This window comes from Pseudomonas sp. NPDC088444 (genome assembly GCF_044900175.1).
Lineage (GTDB): Bacteria > Pseudomonadota > Gammaproteobacteria > Pseudomonadales > Pseudomonadaceae > Aquipseudomonas.
Window position 1 is genome coordinate 1 of the sequence record NZ_JBJDNK010000013.1, and the last position, 17,486, is coordinate 17,486.

The following is a 17,486-nucleotide window of genomic DNA, read 5'->3' on the forward strand; positions in this document are numbered from 1 at the left end:
CGCAAGATCGCGCTGTTCACCAACGTCGAAGAGCGTGCGGTGATTTCGCTGGAAGACGTCGACACCATCTACAAGATCCCGGCTGTGCTGCATGCACAGGGTCTGGACGATTTCGTCGTCGAGCGTTTCGGCCTGCAATGCGGCGGCGCTGACCTTTCCGAGTGGGAAAAGGTCGTCGATGCCAAGCTCAACCCCGAGCACGAAGTCACCATCGCCATGGTCGGCAAGTACATGGAACTGCTGGACGCGTACAAGTCGTTGATCGAAGCGATGAGCCACGCAGGCATCACCAACCGCACCAAGGTCAACCTGCGTTACATCGATTCCGAAGACATCGAGAATCAGGGCACTGGCCTGCTGGAAGGCGTTGACGCGATTCTGGTGCCGGGCGGTTTCGGTCTGCGTGGCGTCGAAGGCAAGATCACAGCCGTTCAATACGCTCGTGAGAACAAGGTTCCATACCTGGGCATCTGCCTGGGCATGCAGGTGGCGGTCATCGAGTTCGCGCGTAACGTCGTGGGCTGGAAAGATGCCAACTCCACCGAGTTCGAGCGCAACAGTGCGCACCCGGTCGTGGGCCTGATCACCGAGTGGGCGGATGCCACCGGCGCGGTCGAAACCCGTACCGAAACCTCCGATCTGGGCGGCACCATGCGCCTTGGCGCGCAGGAATGCCAATTGGAGCGGGGTTCTCTGGTGCACGATTGCTACGGCAACGACACCATCGTCGAGCGTCACCGCCATCGCTACGAAGTGAACAACAACCTGCTGCCGCAACTGATCGAAGCCGGTCTGAAGGTTTCCGGTCGTTCCGGTGACGGCGCGCTGGTCGAAGTGGTCGAGTCGCTGGACCACCCATGGTTCGTGGCCTGCCAGTTCCACCCTGAGTTCACCTCCACGCCTCGCGACGGTCACCCGCTGTTCAGTGGCTTCGTCAAGGCAGCGCTCGCTCAACACCAAAAGAACGCCTGATCGGGAATTCATTACATGGCACAGAAAACCATCCGCGTAGGCTCCATTGATATTGCCAACGACAAGCCCATGGTCCTGTTCGGCGGCATGAATGTCCTGGAATCGCGCGACATGGCCATGCAGGTTTGCGAGGAATACGTACGGGTGACCCAGAAACTGGGCATCCCTTACGTGTTCAAGGCCAGTTTCGACAAAGCCAACCGCTCTTCCGTGACCTCGTACCGCGGTCCGGGTCTGGAAGCGGGCATGCGCATTTTCGAAGAGATCAAGCGCACCTTCGGTGTGCCGGTGATCACTGACGTGCATGAGCCTCACCAGGCCGCAGCCGTGGCGGAAGTCTGCGACATCATCCAGTTGCCAGCCTTCCTGTCGCGTCAGACCGATCTGGTCGTGGCGATGGCCAAGACCGGTGCCGTGATCAACATCAAGAAAGCCCAGTTCCTCGCGCCTCAGGAAATGAAACACATCCTGGCCAAGTGTGAAGAAGCGGGCAACGATCAGTTGATCTTGTGCGAGCGTGGTTCGAGCTTCGGCTACAACAACCTCGTCGTGGACATGCTCGGCTTCGGCATCATGAAAGCGTTCGAATACCCGGTGTTTTTCGACGTGACCCACGCGCTGCAAATGCCGGGTGGTCGTGCGGATTCTGCTGGTGGTCGTCGTGCCCAAGTGACCGATCTGGCCAAGGCCGGCATGAGCCAGGGCCTGGCAGGCCTGTTCCTTGAGGCGCATCCGGACCCGGACAATGCCAAATGCGATGGCCCGTGCGCGCTGCGCCTGAACAAGCTGGAGCCGTTCCTGACCCAGCTCAAGGCCCTCGATGATCTGGTCAAGGCCTTCCCGGCGATCGAAACGGCTTAAAACCTGCTTTTCCGGCACTGCTGCCTCCGGTACAGTGCCGCTCGCTTCATTCCCGACCAACGGGTCGGGAATTGCTGTCATCTCGGGCCTGCCCGCTGTCTAGTGCCCGGGGCGCCAGTCGTTTTTCCCAGCTGCGTCGTTTTCGTCAATCTTGGAGTGTTAACAACAATGGCAAAAATCGTCGACATCAAAGGTCGTGAAGTTCTCGACTCCCGTGGCAATCCCACCGTGGAAGCAGATGTGCTCCTCGACAACGGCATCATCGGCAGTGCCTGCGCGCCGTCCGGTGCTTCCACCGGCTCGCGTGAAGCACTTGAGCTGCGTGATGGCGACAAGAGCCGTTACATGGGCAAGGGCGTTCTGAAAGCGGTGGCCAACATCAATGGCCCGATCCGTGACCTGCTGCTGGGCAAGGACCCGGTTGACCAGAAGGCACTGGACCGCGCGATGATCGAGCTGGACGGTACCGAGAACAAGGCCAAGCTGGGTGCAAACGCCATCCTCGCCGTGTCTCTGGCTGCTGCCAAGGCCGCTGCACAGGATCAGGATCTGCCGCTGTACGCGCACATCGCCAACCTGAACGGCACGCCGGGTGTTTACTCAATGCCGGTTCCGATGATGAACATCATCAACGGTGGCGAGCACGCCGATAACAACGTCGACATCCAGGAATTCATGGTTCAGCCAGTGGGCGCCAAGACCTTCGCCGATGGTCTGCGCATGGGCACCGAGATTTTCCATCACCTCAAAGCCGTGCTGAAGGCCAAAGGCCTGAACACCGCCGTGGGCGACGAAGGGGGGTTCGCGCCTAACCTGGCGTCCAACGCCGACGCACTGGCCGCCATCTCCGAAGCGGTCGCCAACGCCGGTTACAAACTGGGCACCGACGTAACCCTGGCGCTGGACTGCGCCGCGAGCGAGTTCTACAAGGACGGAAAATACGACCTGTCCGGCGAAGGCAAAGTCTTCGACGCGGCTGGTTTCGCCGATTACCTGGCCGACCTGACCAAACAATACCCGATCATCTCCATCGAAGACGGTCTGGACGAATCTGACTGGGCAGGTTGGAAAATCCTGACGGACAAGATCGGCGAAAAAATCCAGCTGGTGGGCGACGACCTGTTCGTGACCAACACCAAGATCCTGAAAGAAGGCATCGACAAGAAGATCGCCAACTCGATCCTGATCAAGTTCAACCAGATCGGCACCCTGACCGAAACGCTGGAAGCCATTCAGATGGCCAAAGCAGCCGGTTACACCGCCGTCATCTCGCACCGCTCGGGCGAAACCGAAGATTCGACCATCGCCGACCTGGCAGTGGGCACCTCGGCAGGCCAGATCAAAACCGGTTCGCTGTGCCGCTCCGACCGCGTTTCCAAGTACAACCAGTTGCTGCGTATCGAAGAGCAATTGGCAGGCAAGGCCAAATACAATGGTCGCGCCGAGTTTCGCGGCTGATTGCAAGATGGTAAAAAGGCAGCAGGCGCTGTAGGGGTTTTCGTCGAAAGGCGGGTTTTCTCAGCGTCCTGATCCATTAGCCCGGTGACCACCGGGCTTTTGGGCATTTGAAATGGTCGGTTTTGCTGTCGTTCTCCACCGGGTAACAGATATTCACAATGCGCAGTCCTAACTGGTTGTTCCTCGTTCTGCTCTTGCTGCTCGCGGGCTTGCAGTATCGCCTATGGGTGGGTAATGGCAGTCTTGCGCAGGTGGCCAGTCTGACCCAGCAAATCGCCGATCAACATGCCGAAAACGATGCTCTGCTGGAGCGCAACCGGGTGCTAGACGCGGAGGTGCTGGAGCTGAAGAAAGGCCTGGAGACCGTTGAAGAGCGTGCCCGTCATGAGCTGGGCATGGTCAAGGACGGCGAGACCCTCTATCAGTTGGCACAGTGACGTTCGCGTAAATGACACACTCCCTTCCTGCCTTCTGGGCAGTGATTCCCGCAGCGGGCGTTGGTGCTCGCATGGCGGCAGACCGTCCCAAGCAGTACCTGCAACTGGGCGGCCTCACGATTCTTGAACACAGCCTGCTTTGCTTTCTCGATCATCCCGGCCTCAAGGGTTTGGTGATCAGTCTGGCTGTGGACGACCCTTACTGGCCCACCTTGCCCTGTGCACTGGACTCGCGAATCCAGCGCGTCGCGGGCGGCAAAGAGCGGGCGGACTCGGTACTCAATGCATTGCTCCATCTGCATGCCAGTGGCGCCGATGATAATGATTGGGTGCTGGTGCACGATGCGGCGCGGCCAAACCTGGCGCGTTCGGATCTGGACAACCTGCTGGGCGAACTGGCGCATGACCCCGTGGGCGGATTGCTGGCGGTGCCTGCCAAAGACACCCTCAAGCGGGCCGATGCCAATGGCCGGGTGAGCGAAACGGTTGATCGCAGCCTGATCTGGCAGGCCTACACGCCGCAGATGTTCCGCTTGGGCGCGCTGCATCGGGCGTTGGCGGACAGCCTGGTCTCCAATGTCTCGATCACCGACGAAGCTTCGGCCATCGAATGGGCAGGGCAAGCGCCACGCCTGATCGAAGGCCGCGCCGACAACATCAAAGTGACCCGGCCAGAAGACCTGGAGTGGTTGCGGCAGCGGCGGGGCGTCCAGAACCGCTGACCTGCTTCTACGCCCCTTCGGGCAGAGGCGGGGCGGCTATGTGTACTCCGGCCGCAACGCCAACCCCACCTTCAGATAATCCACCAGCTTCCTCACCTTCGGTGACAGATGCCGCTGCTGTGGATACAGCGCCCAGACCGCCGTGTTAGGCGGCTGATGGGCATCCAGCAGAGAAATCAGCGCGCCGCTTTTCAGGTGTTCAAGCACGTAATAATCCGGCAACTGACACAACCCCATGCCCTGTAGCGCAGCATCCAGCACCGCTTGCCCACTGTTGCAGCGCCAGTTTCCATGCACTTTTTGGGAAAACTCCTTGCTGTTCTGTTGCAAAAGCCAGCTGTCCGAGCTGCCGATCAGGCAGTTGTGCCGGTTGAGTTCCGACAGGCTGTGGGGACGGCCATAGCGCTCTATATAAGAAGGTGATGCGCACAGGTACATTCGGCGGGGGGCGAGGCGGGTGGCTACCAATCGGGATTCCTGCAACCGGCCGAGGCGTATCGCAAGATCCATTCCTTCATGCACCAAGTCCAGCGTGTTGTTGGTCAACTCAATATCGACGCGTAGCTGTGGGTATTCGTCCATGAAGCGCGTCACCAGCGGCGCGATGAAACGCTCGCCGTAGGCGACGGCGCAGGTCATGCGCAGCAAGCCCTTTGGCTCACTGGTCAAATCACCCACCGCGCGAAGGGCTTCTTCGCGACCGTCTTGCAGGCGCTGACAATGGTGAAGAAAGGTCTGGCCCGCTTCGGTCAAGGCCACCTTCCGGGTACTGCGATACAGCAGACGGGTTTGCAGGCGTTCTTCGAGCCGGGCGATCTGCCGACTGATATGTGAGGACGACACGCCCAGACGTTCCGCCGCCGCCGTGAATTGACCGCATTCGGCAACGGCGACGAACTCATCCAGACCTTCCCAGCGATTGGCGTACATCGATTATCCCTGTACAGCATTAATGTTTTGCTTTTGCCCGGATTATTCATCAAACGGCACTGCTTTACACTCTTCCCCAGGATTTCCGTACTCATTCCGCTGGAGAAGATTGATGATCAAGTCACGTGCTGCCGTTGCCTTCGCGCCTAACGAGCCTCTGCAAATTGTCGAAGTGGATGTCGAAGCGCCGAAGGCGGGCGAAGTCCTGATCCGCACTGTGGCGTCCGGCGTTTGCCACACCGACGCTTACACCCTGTCCGGTGCTGACTCTGAAGGCGTCTTCCCGTGCATCCTCGGTCACGAAGGTGGCGGCATCGTTGAAGCGGTAGGTGAGGGTGTCACCTCCGTGGCGGTGGGCGACCACGTCATTCCGCTTTACACCGCCGAATGCCGCGAGTGCAAATTCTGCAAATCCGGCAAGACCAACCTGTGCCAGAAAGTCCGCGCGACCCAGGGCAAGGGTCTGATGCCGGACGGCACCACCCGTTTCAGCTACAACGGCCAGCCGATTTACCATTACATGGGCTGCTCGACCTTCTCTGAATACACCGTTGTGGCCGAAGTCTCTTTGGCGAAAGTCCCGAAAGAGGCCCCGCTGGAAAAGGTCTGTCTGCTCGGTTGCGGCGTAACCACCGGTATCGGTGCGGTGCTGAACACCGCCAAAGTGGAAGAGGGCGCGACTGTTGCCATCTTCGGTCTGGGGGGCATCGGCCTGGCCGCGATCATCGGCGCGAAAATGGCCAAGGCTTCGCGCATCATCGCCATCGACATCAATCCGTCGAAATTCGATGTGGCCCGTGAGCTGGGGGCCACTGATTTCGTCAACCCGAAAGACCACACCAAGCCGATTCAGGATGTCATCGTTGAACTGACCGATGGCGGCGTGGATTACAGCTTCGAGTGCATAGGCAACGTGCAATTGATGCGCGCAGCGCTTGAGTGCTGCCACAAAGGTTGGGGCGAGTCGGTCATCATCGGCGTCGCACCTGCCGGTCAGGAAATCGCCACCCGTCCATTCCAGTTGGTCACCGGTCGCGTCTGGCGCGGTTCGGCGTTTGGTGGCGTCAAAGGCCGCACCGAGTTGCCAAGCTACGTGGAAAAAGCGCAGAAGGGCGAGATCCCGCTGGACACCTTCATCACCCACACCATGGGCCTGGACAAGATCAACGAAGCTTTTGATCTGATGCACGAAGGCAAGAGCATTCGTTCTGTCATTCACTTCTAAAAAGCGGCGACAAGTCACGAGCTGCCAGTTGCAAGACCTCTTGCAGCTTGCGGCTTGAAGCTGATCGCTGGGAGGAACGACCATGGGTCTTGAGAATATTTCGTGCCAGAAGAGTTTTGGTGGCTGGCACAAACGTTATAAGCATCATTCCGATGTGCTGGGTTGTGACATGGTGTTCGCGGTATATCTGCCGCCGCAGGCTGAGCAAGGCGGGAAGCTGCCCGTGGTCTATTGGCTTTCGGGTTTGACCTGCACTGATGAAAACTTCATGCAGAAGGCCGGTGCCCAACGCATCGCCGCCGAACTGGGGTTGATCATCGTTGCGCCGGACACCAGTCCTCGCGGTGCTGATGTGCCGGGCGATCCGGACAACGCCTATGACTTCGGCCTGGGGGCTGGCTTTTATCTCAATGCCACCCAGCAGCCGTGGGCGCGGCACTATCGCATGTACGATTACGTGGTCAGCGAACTGCCTGCGTTGATCGAGGCGCACTTCCCGGCATCGGACAAGCGCAGTATCAGTGGTCACTCGATGGGCGGTCATGGCGCGCTGGTTTGTGCCTTGCGCAATCCGGGACGTTATCGGTCGGTGTCGGCGTTTTCACCGATCAGTAACCCGATGGATTGTCCGTGGGGGCAGAAGGCGTTTTCCCGTTATCTGGGCGAAGACCGCTCTCGCTGGCGTGAGTGGGATGCCAGCGTGTTGATCGCCGAGGCGACTGAGCGCTTGCCGTTGCTGGTGGATCAGGGCGACCGTGATGACTTCCTCGCCAATCAGCTCAAACCCGAAGCGCTGGTGCAGGCGACCAAAGCGGCAGGTCATCCCCTGGAGCTGCGCATGCAACCGGGGTATGACCACAGCTATTACTTCATCGCGAGCTTCATCGAAGATCACCTTCGTTATCACGCGGTGGCGCTGGCGGGCTGAGGAAATGCCATTCACTCTCAATTGAGTGCCAGCAGGTCCTAATGTCAGACAAAGCAGGTAGAATCACGCCCTGACTTTTTCAGGGCGTTTTTTTATGCGTATTGGCCACGGCTATGATGTGCACCGTTTCGCTGAAGGCGATTTCATTACCTTGGGTGGTGTGCGCATCGCACACAAATTCGGTTTGCTCGCACATTCCGATGGCGATGTCCTGTTGCACGCGTTGAGCGATGCCTTGCTGGGCGCCGCTGCTCTGGGCGACATCGGCAAGCATTTCCCTGACACCGACCCCCAATTCAAGGGCGCTGACAGCCGCGTGTTGCTGCGCCATGTCCTCAAGCAAGTGCGGGCCAAGGGCTGGAAAGTCGGCAACGTCGACGCCACCATCGTCGCTCAGGCCCCAAAAATGGCTCCTCACATCGACACCATGCGTGCATTGATCGCTGAAGACCTTCAGGTCGAACTCGACCAGGTCAACGTCAAGGCCACCACCACCGAGAAGCTGGGTTTCACTGGCCGTGAAGAAGGCATCGCGGTTCATGCCGTTGCGTTGTTGATCGCCGCATGACCGAATTCGAACTGTTGGGGCCTCGGGCCTGGGGCGATGCGCTGGGCACTGCGGTGCTCAAGGCCACCGCCGAAGATTTTCAGGTCGATGAAGTGCTGGACATCCCGTTGTCCGGTGATGGCGAGCACCTGTGGCTGTGGGTCGAAAAGCGTGGCTTGAATACTGAAGAGGCTGCGCGGCGCCTGGCCAGGGCCGCTGGTGTGCCGTTGCGCACCGTCGCCTATGCCGGATTGAAGGACCGTCAGGCGTTGACGCGTCAATGGTTCAGCATTCAGTTGCCGGGCAAAGCCGATCCTGACATGTCGACGGCCGAAAACGACACGCTGAAAATCCTCGACAGAAAGCGCCACAAACGCAAATTACAGCGTGGTGCCCACGCCGCCAACGGCTTTACCCTGCGCCTGACGCAATTGCAGGCAGACAAGGCCGCGCTCGATGCGCGCCTCGAAGCCATCAAGCAGTACGGTATTCCCAATTACTTCGGTGCCCAGCGTTTCGGTTTCAACGGCGGCAACGTCGTTGAGGCGCGTCAATACGCCGAGCGCCAGGCTCTACCGGAGCAGCGCAATGTGCGCTCTCGGTTGCTGTCTGCCGCTCGCAGTTACCTGTTCAATCTAGTGCTGGCTGCCCGGGTGGCGGATGGCAGTTGGCAGCGCGCTCAGGTGGGCGATCTGCTGGCGTTTACCGACAGTCGCAGCTTCTTTCAGGCCGGTGAGGCCGAGTGCAGCGATCCGCGTCTGGCGATCCTCGATCTGCACCCGACCGGTCCTCAATGGGGAGAGGGCGATTCTCCGGCATCCGGCGCGACCGCCGAGCTTGAAAACAACCTGGCCCGCCGCGAGTCTTCGCTCTGTAACTGGTTGATAAAGGCGGGAATGGAACACGAACGTCGCATCCTGCGACTGCCCATTGGGCGGTTGTCGTGGCATTATCCCGAGCCTGACATTCTGCAACTGGAATTCGTCCTGCCCGTCGGCTGTTTCGCCACCGCCCTGGTGCGTGAACTCATCGACCTGGCGCCCGCAGGACAGACGGACAGCTCATGCGTATTCTGATTTCAAATGATGATGGGGTCTCGGCACCCGGACTCGCTGCGCTCCACGGAGCGCTGGCGGACTACGCCGAGTGCGCAGTCATCGCACCCGATCAGGACAAAAGTGGCGCCAGCAGTTCGCTGACACTGGATCGTCCACTGCATCCTCATCGGCTGGACAACGGTTTCATCAGCCTCAACGGCACCCCGACCGACTGCGTGCATCTGGGCATTCATGGCCTGTTGGAGCATGAGCCGGACATGGTCGTGTCAGGCATCAATCTGGGTGCAAACCTGGGTGATGATGTGTTGTATTCGGGCACCGTCGCCGCTGCGCTGGAGGGCCGGTTCCTGCAACGCCCGTCATTCGCTTTTTCGTTTCTGTCGCGTCAGGTCGATAACCTGGCGACGGCCGCGCATTACGCCCGGCTTCTGGTCGAGGCCCATGAGCAACTCGACCTGCCACCGCGCACGGTCTTGAATGTCAACATCCCGAACCTGCCGCTTGAGCATGTCCGCGGCATTCAATTGACGCGCCTGGGGCATCGCACCCGTGCCGCCGCGCCGGTCCGGGTGGTTGATCCCCGCGGTCGTGCCGGTTATTGGATTGCGGCGGCTGGAGACGCTGAGGACGGCGGTCCGGGAACGGATTTTCATGCCGTGATGCAAGGGTATGTGTCGATCACCCCCTTGCAGTTGGATCGAACCTATCAGGACGGTTTCAAAAGCCTGAACGCTTGGCTGGAGGGAATGGCCTGATGTCGCGTGAACAAGATGACCTGTTGCGACGTGGCGTGGGCTTCACCTCGCAGCGTACTCGCGAGCGCCTGATTCAGCGGTTGTACGAGGAGGGGATCAGTAACACCCACGTACTCGACGTCATTCGCAAGACGCCGCGTCACCTGTTTGTCGACGAAGCGCTGGCACACCGCGCCTATGAAGACACCGCACTGCCGATCGGCAACAACCAGACCATCTCGCAGCCATACATGGTTGCGCGGATGAGCGAGCTGCTGCTGGCCGCGGGTCCGTTGGACAAGGTCCTGGAAATCGGAACCGGTTCCGGCTACCAGACGGCGGTGCTGGCGCAATTGGTCGAGCGTGTGTTTTCGGTCGAGCGCATCAAAGTGTTGCAGGACCGCGCCAAGGAGCGTCTGGCCGAACTCAACTTGCGTAACATGGTGTTTCGTTGGGGGGACGGTTGGGAGGGATGGCCTGCATTGGCGCCTTACAACGGCATCATCGTGACTGCGGTTGCGACTGACGTACCTCAGGCATTGCTGGATCAACTGGCCCCTGGCGGTCGGCTGGTGATTCCGGTCGGTTCGGGCGAAGTACAGCAATTGATGTTGATCATTCGGGAGGAGCACGGTTTTTCACGGCATGTGCTGGGTGCTGTACGCTTCGTGCCTTTGCTCAACGGGCCTCTGGCGTAGTCACCGATTTACGGCTGCACTGAATTCCGCAAGACGCCGCCTGTCTACAGGCTGGCGATTTGCGATGAACATTGCACCTGGCCACTGCGCATCGTCGTGAATGGTTTTGTAACCTGTTTTTCCGTGGCTGCCGGTCACGATCAAGACACAATTGGCAGCTTTAATTCAGTCACCGGTAAAGGGAGTGGCGGGTGAGTCTCACAGTCATTCGGCAGCGTACGTCTTCAACAAGTTTTCCACGTCTGGTGATTGGCATTGCCCTGAGTGTCCTTTTGGTTGGCTGCTCCAGCGCGCCGTCCAGCGGTGTGCGTGTAGTCGACCGCAACAACAGCAAACCCGCTGCGCCGACCCGTCAACCCGTCACGACCGGGCAATACGTGGTCAAGCGTGGCGATACGCTGTTTTCCATTGCCTTCCGCTACGGCTGGGACTGGAAAGCGCTGGCGGCTCGCAACAACATCCCCGAGCCTTATACGATTCATGTGGGTCAGGCGATTCGCTTCGACGGCCGATCCAGTTCCGCCCCCGCCGCTCTAGCGAACGTACCGGTTGTCGTTGCTCCTGCAACCTCGGGTAGTTCAAGTTCGTCCCCTTCGGGTTCAATCAAGACCACGGTGATTACACGTCCTGTTGGTTCAACTTCAGGTAGTACCGCGCAACCGGCAACTACACCTGTCACGACACCGGTTAATACGCCCGTCGTTGCGGGAGCCCGCTCTCCAAGTGGCTGGGCATGGCCGACCAGTGGTGTATTAATCAGTAAATTTTCTTCAAACGGTAGTTTGAATAAAGGAATTGATATCGCCGGAGATTTGGGACAGCCTGTTTTAGCCGCGTCTGATGGTTCAGTGGTTTACGCCGGAAGTGGATTAAGGGGCTACGGCGAGTTAGTGATCATCAAACACAGCGATACCTACGTCAGTGCTTACGGTCACAACCGTAGGCTGTTGGTACGGGAGGGGCAACAGGTCAAGGCAGGACAAGCAATTGCCGAGATGGGGTCCACAGGGACTGACCGGGTGAAGCTGCATTTTGAAATCCGTCGTCAGGGCAAACCGGTAGACCCACTGGAATTCTTGCCGCGTCGTTGATCGGTTACCAGCCTGTCCTGTCGTAGAGGGGACAGGCTCAAGCGATGCCAAGGAAAAGGGCGTTGCTGGAGCTTGAGGTCGAACTCATCAAAGGACTATAACAATGGCTCTCAACAGAGAAGTGCCGGAGTTTGACGTAGACGACGAAGTTCTCCTCATGGAGCACGGGATCGTCCTGGATTCTGCAACGGATGAGAAGCCAGCTTCACCTTCTGTTCGTGCGAAGACCAAAAACTCTGCAGCACTCAAGCAACACAAGTACATCGACTACACCCGAGCGCTCGACGCCACGCAGCTTTACCTCAACGAAATCGGCTTTTCGCCGCTGCTGTCCCCGGAAGAAGAAGTCCATTTTGCGCGTCTGTCGCAAAAGGGTGATCCGGCTGGGCGCAAACGCATGATTGAAAGCAATCTGCGGCTGGTGGTCAAAATCGCCAGACGTTATGTCAATCGTGGCCTGTCATTGCTGGACCTGATCGAAGAGGGCAATCTCGGCCTCATTCGAGCGGTCGAAAAATTCGATCCGGAACGCGGCTTCCGCTTCTCCACCTACGCGACCTGGTGGATTCGTCAGACCATCGAACGCGCCATCATGAATCAGACGCGGACCATCCGCCTGCCGATTCACGTGGTCAAGGAACTGAATGTCTATTTGCGCGCGGCGCGTGAGTTGACTCAGAAGCTCGATCACGAACCTTCCCCTGAAGAGATCGCCAATCTGCTTGAGAAGCCGGTGGGTGAGGTCAAGCGCATGTTGGGACTCAATGAACGCGTTTCCTCCGTGGACGTCTCGCTGGGCCCGGACTCCGACAAGACCTTGCTCGACACGCTGACGGACGATCGCCCAACCGATCCCTGTGAGCTGCTGCAGGACGATGACCTGTCCCAGAGCATCGATCAATGGCTGTCCGAGCTGACCGACAAGCAGCGTGAAGTAGTGGTCCGTCGCTTTGGCTTGCGCGGGCACGAGAGCAGCACGCTGGAAGATGTGGGGCTTGAGATTGGGCTTACGCGTGAGCGTGTCAGGCAGATCCAGGTCGAAGGGCTCAAGCGCCTGCGAGAAATCCTTGAGAAAAATGGGCTGTCCAGTGAGTCATTGTTTCAATAAGGACGGGAGCCGTTGTTATCGCTAAGGATGGCTATATGGCGTCAATTAAAAGCCCCGATTGTTCGGGGCTTTTTTATGCTGGCTATTTAATGATTATTAGACGAAGCAATGGGTTTTTTGTCGCTGCCTATATGGTGGGTTTAATATGTCTAATTTGTGTAGGAATATATAACTTTAGTTGTAGGTTTTTTCTTACGTGTGTTGTCAGAAAAAGCGCTTCCCGTTGACCGACAGAAGCCGCTACAGGTGAAGGATAATTGTTATGTGTTTGAATAGATGGAAGTTTATTTTTTGATTGATTCGATGTTGTTAATTTTTGTGAGAGCGAGGCCCTATTGCCCTGAGTCTGGAAATCACTAATATCAGAACTGTGCCGACGGATTGGCACAGGCGGTCAAGGAAGACTGCTCAGGGACATCGCAGGAAGCGATTCATCAGGATGATGAAAAAGGACTGAAGGGATTACGAAAATGGGGGGCGGCTCAAACTGCTCCCCATTTTTTTTGCCCGCGAACCCTGGCAGGGCGCTCACGCCAAAAATGCAAAAAGGCCCCGAAGGGCCTTCTTGCATGTGCAGCCTGAGCTTAGCGCTCCAGATGTTCAATCTTGCCGGTCTTGCCGTCCCACTCTGCAGCATCCGGCAGCGGATCCTTGCGTTCAGTGACGTTTGGCCAGATATCCGCCAATTCAGCGTTCAGCTCGATGAAATTCTCCATACCAGCCGGGATCTCGTCTTCCGAGAAAATCGCTACGGCAGGGCACTCAGGCTCGCACAGTGCGCAATCGATGCACTCATCCGGGTGAATCACCAGGAAGTTCGGGCCTTCGTAGAAGCAGTCCACCGGACAGACTTCTACACAGTCGGTGTACTTGCACTTGATGCAGTTGTCGGTGACGACGAAGGTCATTTCTAATTCTCTCCTCAGGCGGCGGCAGCAGAGCCCCTCACGTCAGGGTTGCTCGGTCGGGGACATTCCCGGGCCATTCGCAACACCACCAGCTCAACACATGCCCATGGGGCATGAGGGTATGGCTTTGGTTCGGTGGTGCTCGAACGCGGCTCGGATGTCCAGCAGCAGGCTGATCGCCCTTACTGCGCCCAAACCGCGCGGGATTCTAACAGCTTGTTACGAACACCGTTAGATCCGGTTTTGCAGTCCATATAACCATTCGATAGCTTGGCGCGGCGTCATGTCGTCGATTTTCAGCTTCGACAGCTCCTCCAGCACCGGATGGGGCAGCGAGGCAAACATGTCAGCCTGCTGCGGTGCTTGCGCTTTGCCGGGTTTCGGTTTGGGCTGCTCGTGGGGCAGGCTGGTGGTTTCCAGACGCTGCAAATGCTCCTTGGCGCGGGTGATCACCTTGCCTGGAACCCCCGCCAACTGGGCCACGGCGAGGCCGTAGCTTTGGCTGGCCGGGCCTGGCAGTACGCGGTGCAGAAACACGATGCGTTCGTTGTGCTCTGTCGCATTCAGATGCACGTTGGCCACCAGCGGCTCGCTTTCCGGCAGTACGGTCAGCTCGAAATAGTGCGTCGCGAACAGGGTATAAGCGCGCAACTGGGCGAGACATTCTGCCGCAGCCCAAGCCAGCGAAAGACCATCGAAGGTGCTGGTGCCCCGACCGACTTCATCCATCAACACCAGGCTCTTGTCGGTGGCGTTGTGCAGAATGTTGGCGGTTTCGCTCATTTCCACCATGAAGGTGGAGCGGCCGCCCGCCAAGTCGTCACTGGAGCCGATGCGGGTAAAAATGCGGTCCACCAGCGACAGTTCGCAACTCGCGGCGGGCACAAAGCTACCGATGTGGGCGAGCAGCACGATCAACGCGGTCTGGCGCATATAGGTAGATTTACCGCCCATGTTAGGACCGGTGATGACCAGCATGCGCGTGTTGTCATTCAAATCCAGGTCGTTGGCCACGAACGGCGACGACAGCACCTGCTCGACCACCGGGTGGCGACCTTGCTCGATGCGCATGCACGGCTCGTCGGTGAAGCGAGGGCGATTCAGGTCCAGATTCAGCGCCCGCTCGGCCAGGTTGCTCAGCACGTCCAGTTCCGCCAGTGCCGCGGCGGTGTCCTGCAACGGCGCCAGATGGCCGATGAGGTCCTCCAGCAACACCTCGTACAGCATTTTTTCCCGTGCCAGCGCCCGGCTTTTCGCGGACAGCGCCTTGTCTTCGAATTCTTTCAGTTCGGGAGTGATGAAGCGCTCGGCGCCCTTGAGGGTCTGGCGTCTAATGTAATCGGCGGGCGCCTGTTCGGCCTGTTTGCTCGGCAGCTCGATGAAATAGCCATGGACACGGTTGTAGCCGACTTTCAGATTGGCCAGGCCGGTGCGGGCTTTCTCGCGTGCTTCCAGGTCAATCAGGAATTGCCCGGCGTTTTCACTCAGCGAGAGCAATTCGTCGAGTTCGGCGTCATACCCGGTCTTGAGAACGCCGCCATCACGGATGATCGCCGGCGGGTTATCGATGATCGCCCGTTGCAGCAAATCCGCCAGCTCTGGATAGGTACTGGTAGTCTTGGCCAGTTGCTGAATGTGCGGGGCTTCTAGCTCGCTCAAGGCCATTTGCAGTTCTGGCAAGGCGCCCAGTGCATCGCGCAAACGTGCAAGATCCCGTGGGCGCGCATTGCGCAGCCCGATGCGCGCCAGAATGCGCTCGATGTCCCCGATCTCCTTCAATTGAGGCTGCAGATTTTCGAAGCGGTAGCGCTCAAGGAAACAACTGATCGATTCCTGACGTGCCTGCAACACGTTAAGGTCGCGCAAAGGCCGGTTCAGCCAGCGGGTCAGCAGGCGAGTGGCCATCGCGGTTTGGCAACGGTCCATGACCGATTGCAACGTGTTGTCACGGCCGCCTGCCAAATTGGTGTCCAGTTCCAGATTACGGCGGCTGGCGCCGTCCAGAATGACAGTGTCATCCATACGCTCATGGCGCAGGCTGCGCAGGTGCGGAAGAGCAGTGCGCTGGGTTTCCTTGGCGTAGCCCAGCAGGCAGCCCGCAGCACCGATGGCCAAGGTCAGCGTTTCGCAGCCGAAGCCTTTCAGGTCCTGCGTCGAGAACTGCTGACACAGACTTTTATGGGCTGAATCACGTTCGAAATCCCATGGCGCCCGGCGGCGCGAGCCACGGCGTTTTTCGGCGGGTAATCCTTGTGGCCAGTCGTCCGGAATCAACAGTTCGGCAGGGTTCAGGCGATCAAGCTCGGCCAGCAGGTTCTCCCAGCCCTTGATTTCCTGAACGGTGAAATTGCCACTGGTGATATCCAGCACGGCAAGGCCAAACAGACGCTCGTCGCCTAGCACGGCAGCGATCAGGTTGTCGCGGCGCTCGTCGAGCAGGGCCTCGTCGCTCACCGTGCCTGGCGTGATGATGCGCACGACCTGACGTTCGACAGGGCCTTTGCTGGTAGCCGGATCGCCGATCTGCTCACAAATGACCACCGACTCGCCCAGCTTCACCAGCTTGGCCAGGTAACCCTCGGCAGCGTGATACGGGATGCCACACATGGGAATGCTCTGACCGGCCGACTGCCCGCGTGCGGTGAGAGTGATGTCCAGCAATTTGGCGGCTTTTTTCGCGTCTTCGTAGAAGATCTCGTAGAAGTCGCCCATGCGGTAGAACATCAATTGGTCTGGATGCTGATTCTTCAGCTTCCAATACTGCTGCATCATGGGGGTGTGCGCGGAGAGATCAGAAATTGCTTTGTTCATCAGTGGTTTAGGAAAATTCGTTGGGAGATTGGGGCAAATATGGGGCACTGCGTGGAACACCACCTACGTGGGTTGACGTCAGATCCGATTGCTTTTGCGATGGCGGCAAGGTTACCACGCGTGCCTGCCGGGCGCCGAGTCGGCGGATTCGTCACGACTCATTTCCAGATCGACATAAGGCGCCAAGAGGTGTCTAGGCTGTCGAGGCGACTGTCCGATTCCGGGCAGACCTGTTAATAAAAGGACTTTATATGCGACGTAAACGCGCAAGGGATTCAACCAACGGGCGCTTCATCACTCTCGACGAAGCGCGGCAGCGGCCTCGGGAAACCGTGATCGAAACGGTCAAGAAGCCATGCCCCGAAAAGAGACCATCGAAGTGAATATCGGCAGGCACGGTTCGTATCGAGCCGTGCCTCGCCTTGCGCATCGGCCGCGCTCGTGTAGCGTGTGCCCATCGCCTGAACCCAACGGAGTGCATTCTGTGGACGAGATTACTCAACTGGCTGCGACCCTTGGCCAACGTCTTCTTGCTGTTCAAGCCCAGGTCAGTACGGCTGAATCCTGTACCGGTGGCGGAATTGCCGAGGCCATCACGCGCATCCCCGGAAGTTCGGTCTGGTTCGAAGCTGGTTACGTCACCTACTCCAACCATCAGAAGACGCGTCAACTGGATGTCCCTCAGGAGTTGTTCGCCCGTGTGGGTGCTGTCAGTCAGGAAGTCGTCGAGGCTATGGCGCGTGGTGCGCAGGCCAAAAGTGCTGCGACATTTTCGGTAGCCGTCAGTGGCGTTGCCGGTCCTGATGGCGGTTCGGCGGAGAAGCCCGTGGGGACGGTCTGGATCTGCTGGGGGGCGGGGGAGCAGCGGATTGCGCAACGCTTTCAGTTCAGTGGTGACCGTGATGCAGTACGCCGACAAACGGTGAAGGCCGCGCTAGAGGGGCTGATTCAGCTCACTCGCGGAGAAATACCAAATCGGGGGTAGGCGCGCGCTCAAC

17 protein-coding genes are annotated in these 17,486 nt (G+C 58.7%); 14 read left to right on the forward strand and 3 right to left on the reverse strand.

Annotation, left to right across the window (positions count from 1 at the left end; all coding sequences use genetic code 11):
• From ACI2KB_RS23275 to ispD, 5 genes are all read left to right on the forward strand, one after another.
• Positions 1-972, forward strand: a 972-nt coding sequence (locus ACI2KB_RS23275; RefSeq protein WP_404638390.1) for a CTP synthase, incomplete at its 5' end; no start/stop codon positions are given.
• A 15-nt stretch (positions 973-987) separates the two neighbouring features.
• A complete protein-coding gene (gene kdsA / locus ACI2KB_RS23280; RefSeq protein WP_404638392.1) occupies positions 988-1,833 on the forward strand; it encodes a 3-deoxy-8-phosphooctulonate synthase in 846 nt (281 codons plus the stop codon).
• A 168-nt stretch (positions 1,834-2,001) separates the two neighbouring features.
• Positions 2,002-3,291, forward strand: a complete 1,290-nt coding sequence (gene eno / locus ACI2KB_RS23285; RefSeq protein WP_404638394.1) for a phosphopyruvate hydratase — start codon at positions 2,002-2,004, stop codon at positions 3,289-3,291.
• A 158-nt stretch (positions 3,292-3,449) separates the two neighbouring features.
• Complete coding sequence (gene ftsB, locus ACI2KB_RS23290; protein ID WP_074752716.1) at positions 3,450-3,728, forward strand: cell division protein FtsB; 279 nt, start codon at positions 3,450-3,452, stop codon at positions 3,726-3,728.
• Between the two features lie 11 nt (positions 3,729-3,739).
• A complete protein-coding gene (gene ispD, locus ACI2KB_RS23295; RefSeq protein WP_404638396.1) occupies positions 3,740-4,450 on the forward strand; it encodes a 2-C-methyl-D-erythritol 4-phosphate cytidylyltransferase in 711 nt (236 codons plus the stop codon).
• 36 nt (positions 4,451-4,486) lie between these two features.
• On the opposite strand, the gene ACI2KB_RS23300 is transcribed toward ispD, so the two are convergent.
• A complete protein-coding gene (locus tag ACI2KB_RS23300; RefSeq protein WP_404638398.1) occupies positions 4,487-5,380 on the reverse strand; it encodes a LysR substrate-binding domain-containing protein in 894 nt (297 codons plus the stop codon).
• A 112-nt stretch (positions 5,381-5,492) separates the two neighbouring features.
• On the opposite strand from ACI2KB_RS23300, the gene ACI2KB_RS23305 reads away from it, so the two are divergent.
• From ACI2KB_RS23305 to rpoS, 8 genes are all read left to right on the forward strand, one after another.
• Positions 5,493-6,605, forward strand: a complete 1,113-nt coding sequence (locus ACI2KB_RS23305; protein WP_404638400.1) for an S-(hydroxymethyl)glutathione dehydrogenase/class III alcohol dehydrogenase — start codon at positions 5,493-5,495, stop codon at positions 6,603-6,605.
• A gap of 82 nt (positions 6,606-6,687) precedes the next feature.
• Entirely contained in the window at positions 6,688-7,533 is an 846-nt protein-coding gene (gene fghA, locus ACI2KB_RS23310) for an S-formylglutathione hydrolase (protein WP_404638402.1), read from the forward strand.
• A 94-nt stretch (positions 7,534-7,627) separates the two neighbouring features.
• The gene (gene ispF / locus ACI2KB_RS23315; RefSeq protein ID WP_404638404.1) at positions 7,628-8,101 is read left to right on the forward strand and encodes a 2-C-methyl-D-erythritol 2,4-cyclodiphosphate synthase; all 474 of its coding nucleotides are present in this window, start codon (positions 7,628-7,630) and stop codon (positions 8,099-8,101) included.
• Positions 8,098-9,156 (forward strand): tRNA pseudouridine(13) synthase TruD, encoded by a 1,059-nt coding sequence (gene truD / locus ACI2KB_RS23320; RefSeq protein ID WP_404638406.1) that lies wholly within the window; start codon positions 8,098-8,100, stop codon positions 9,154-9,156. The genes ispF and truD overlap by 4 nt, the downstream gene beginning before the upstream one ends.
• Positions 9,144-9,893, forward strand: coding sequence for a 5'/3'-nucleotidase SurE (surE, locus tag ACI2KB_RS23325; RefSeq protein ID WP_404638408.1), 750 nt, complete (start codon positions 9,144-9,146; stop codon positions 9,891-9,893). The genes truD and surE overlap by 13 nt, the downstream gene beginning before the upstream one ends.
• Positions 9,893-10,570, forward strand: coding sequence for a protein-L-isoaspartate(D-aspartate) O-methyltransferase (locus ACI2KB_RS23330; RefSeq protein WP_404638410.1), 678 nt, complete (start codon positions 9,893-9,895; stop codon positions 10,568-10,570). The genes surE and ACI2KB_RS23330 overlap by 1 nt, the downstream gene beginning before the upstream one ends.
• A 191-nt stretch (positions 10,571-10,761) precedes the next feature.
• Positions 10,762-11,661: a peptidoglycan DD-metalloendopeptidase family protein gene (locus ACI2KB_RS23335; RefSeq protein ID WP_404638412.1), complete on the forward strand. Its 900-nt coding sequence runs from the start codon at positions 10,762-10,764 to the stop codon at positions 11,659-11,661.
• A 103-nt stretch (positions 11,662-11,764) separates the two neighbouring features.
• Positions 11,765-12,769: an RNA polymerase sigma factor RpoS gene (gene rpoS / locus ACI2KB_RS23340; RefSeq protein WP_404638414.1), complete on the forward strand. Its 1,005-nt coding sequence runs from the start codon at positions 11,765-11,767 to the stop codon at positions 12,767-12,769.
• 584 nt (positions 12,770-13,353) lie between these two features.
• Here rpoS and fdxA read toward each other — a convergent pair.
• Positions 13,354-13,677 (reverse strand): ferredoxin FdxA, encoded by a 324-nt coding sequence (fdxA, locus tag ACI2KB_RS23345; RefSeq protein WP_404638416.1) that lies wholly within the window; start codon positions 13,675-13,677, stop codon positions 13,354-13,356.
• Positions 13,678-13,908: 231 nt separating this feature from the next.
• Positions 13,909-16,476: a DNA mismatch repair protein MutS gene (mutS, locus tag ACI2KB_RS23350; protein ID WP_404638685.1), complete on the reverse strand. Its 2,568-nt coding sequence runs from the start codon at positions 16,474-16,476 to the stop codon at positions 13,909-13,911.
• Between the two features lie 496 nt (positions 16,477-16,972).
• On the opposite strand from mutS, the gene ACI2KB_RS23355 reads away from it, so the two are divergent.
• Entirely contained in the window at positions 16,973-17,473 is a 501-nt protein-coding gene (locus tag ACI2KB_RS23355) for a CinA family protein (RefSeq protein ID WP_404638418.1), read from the forward strand.
• Positions 17,474-17,486: the final 13 nt, after the last annotated feature.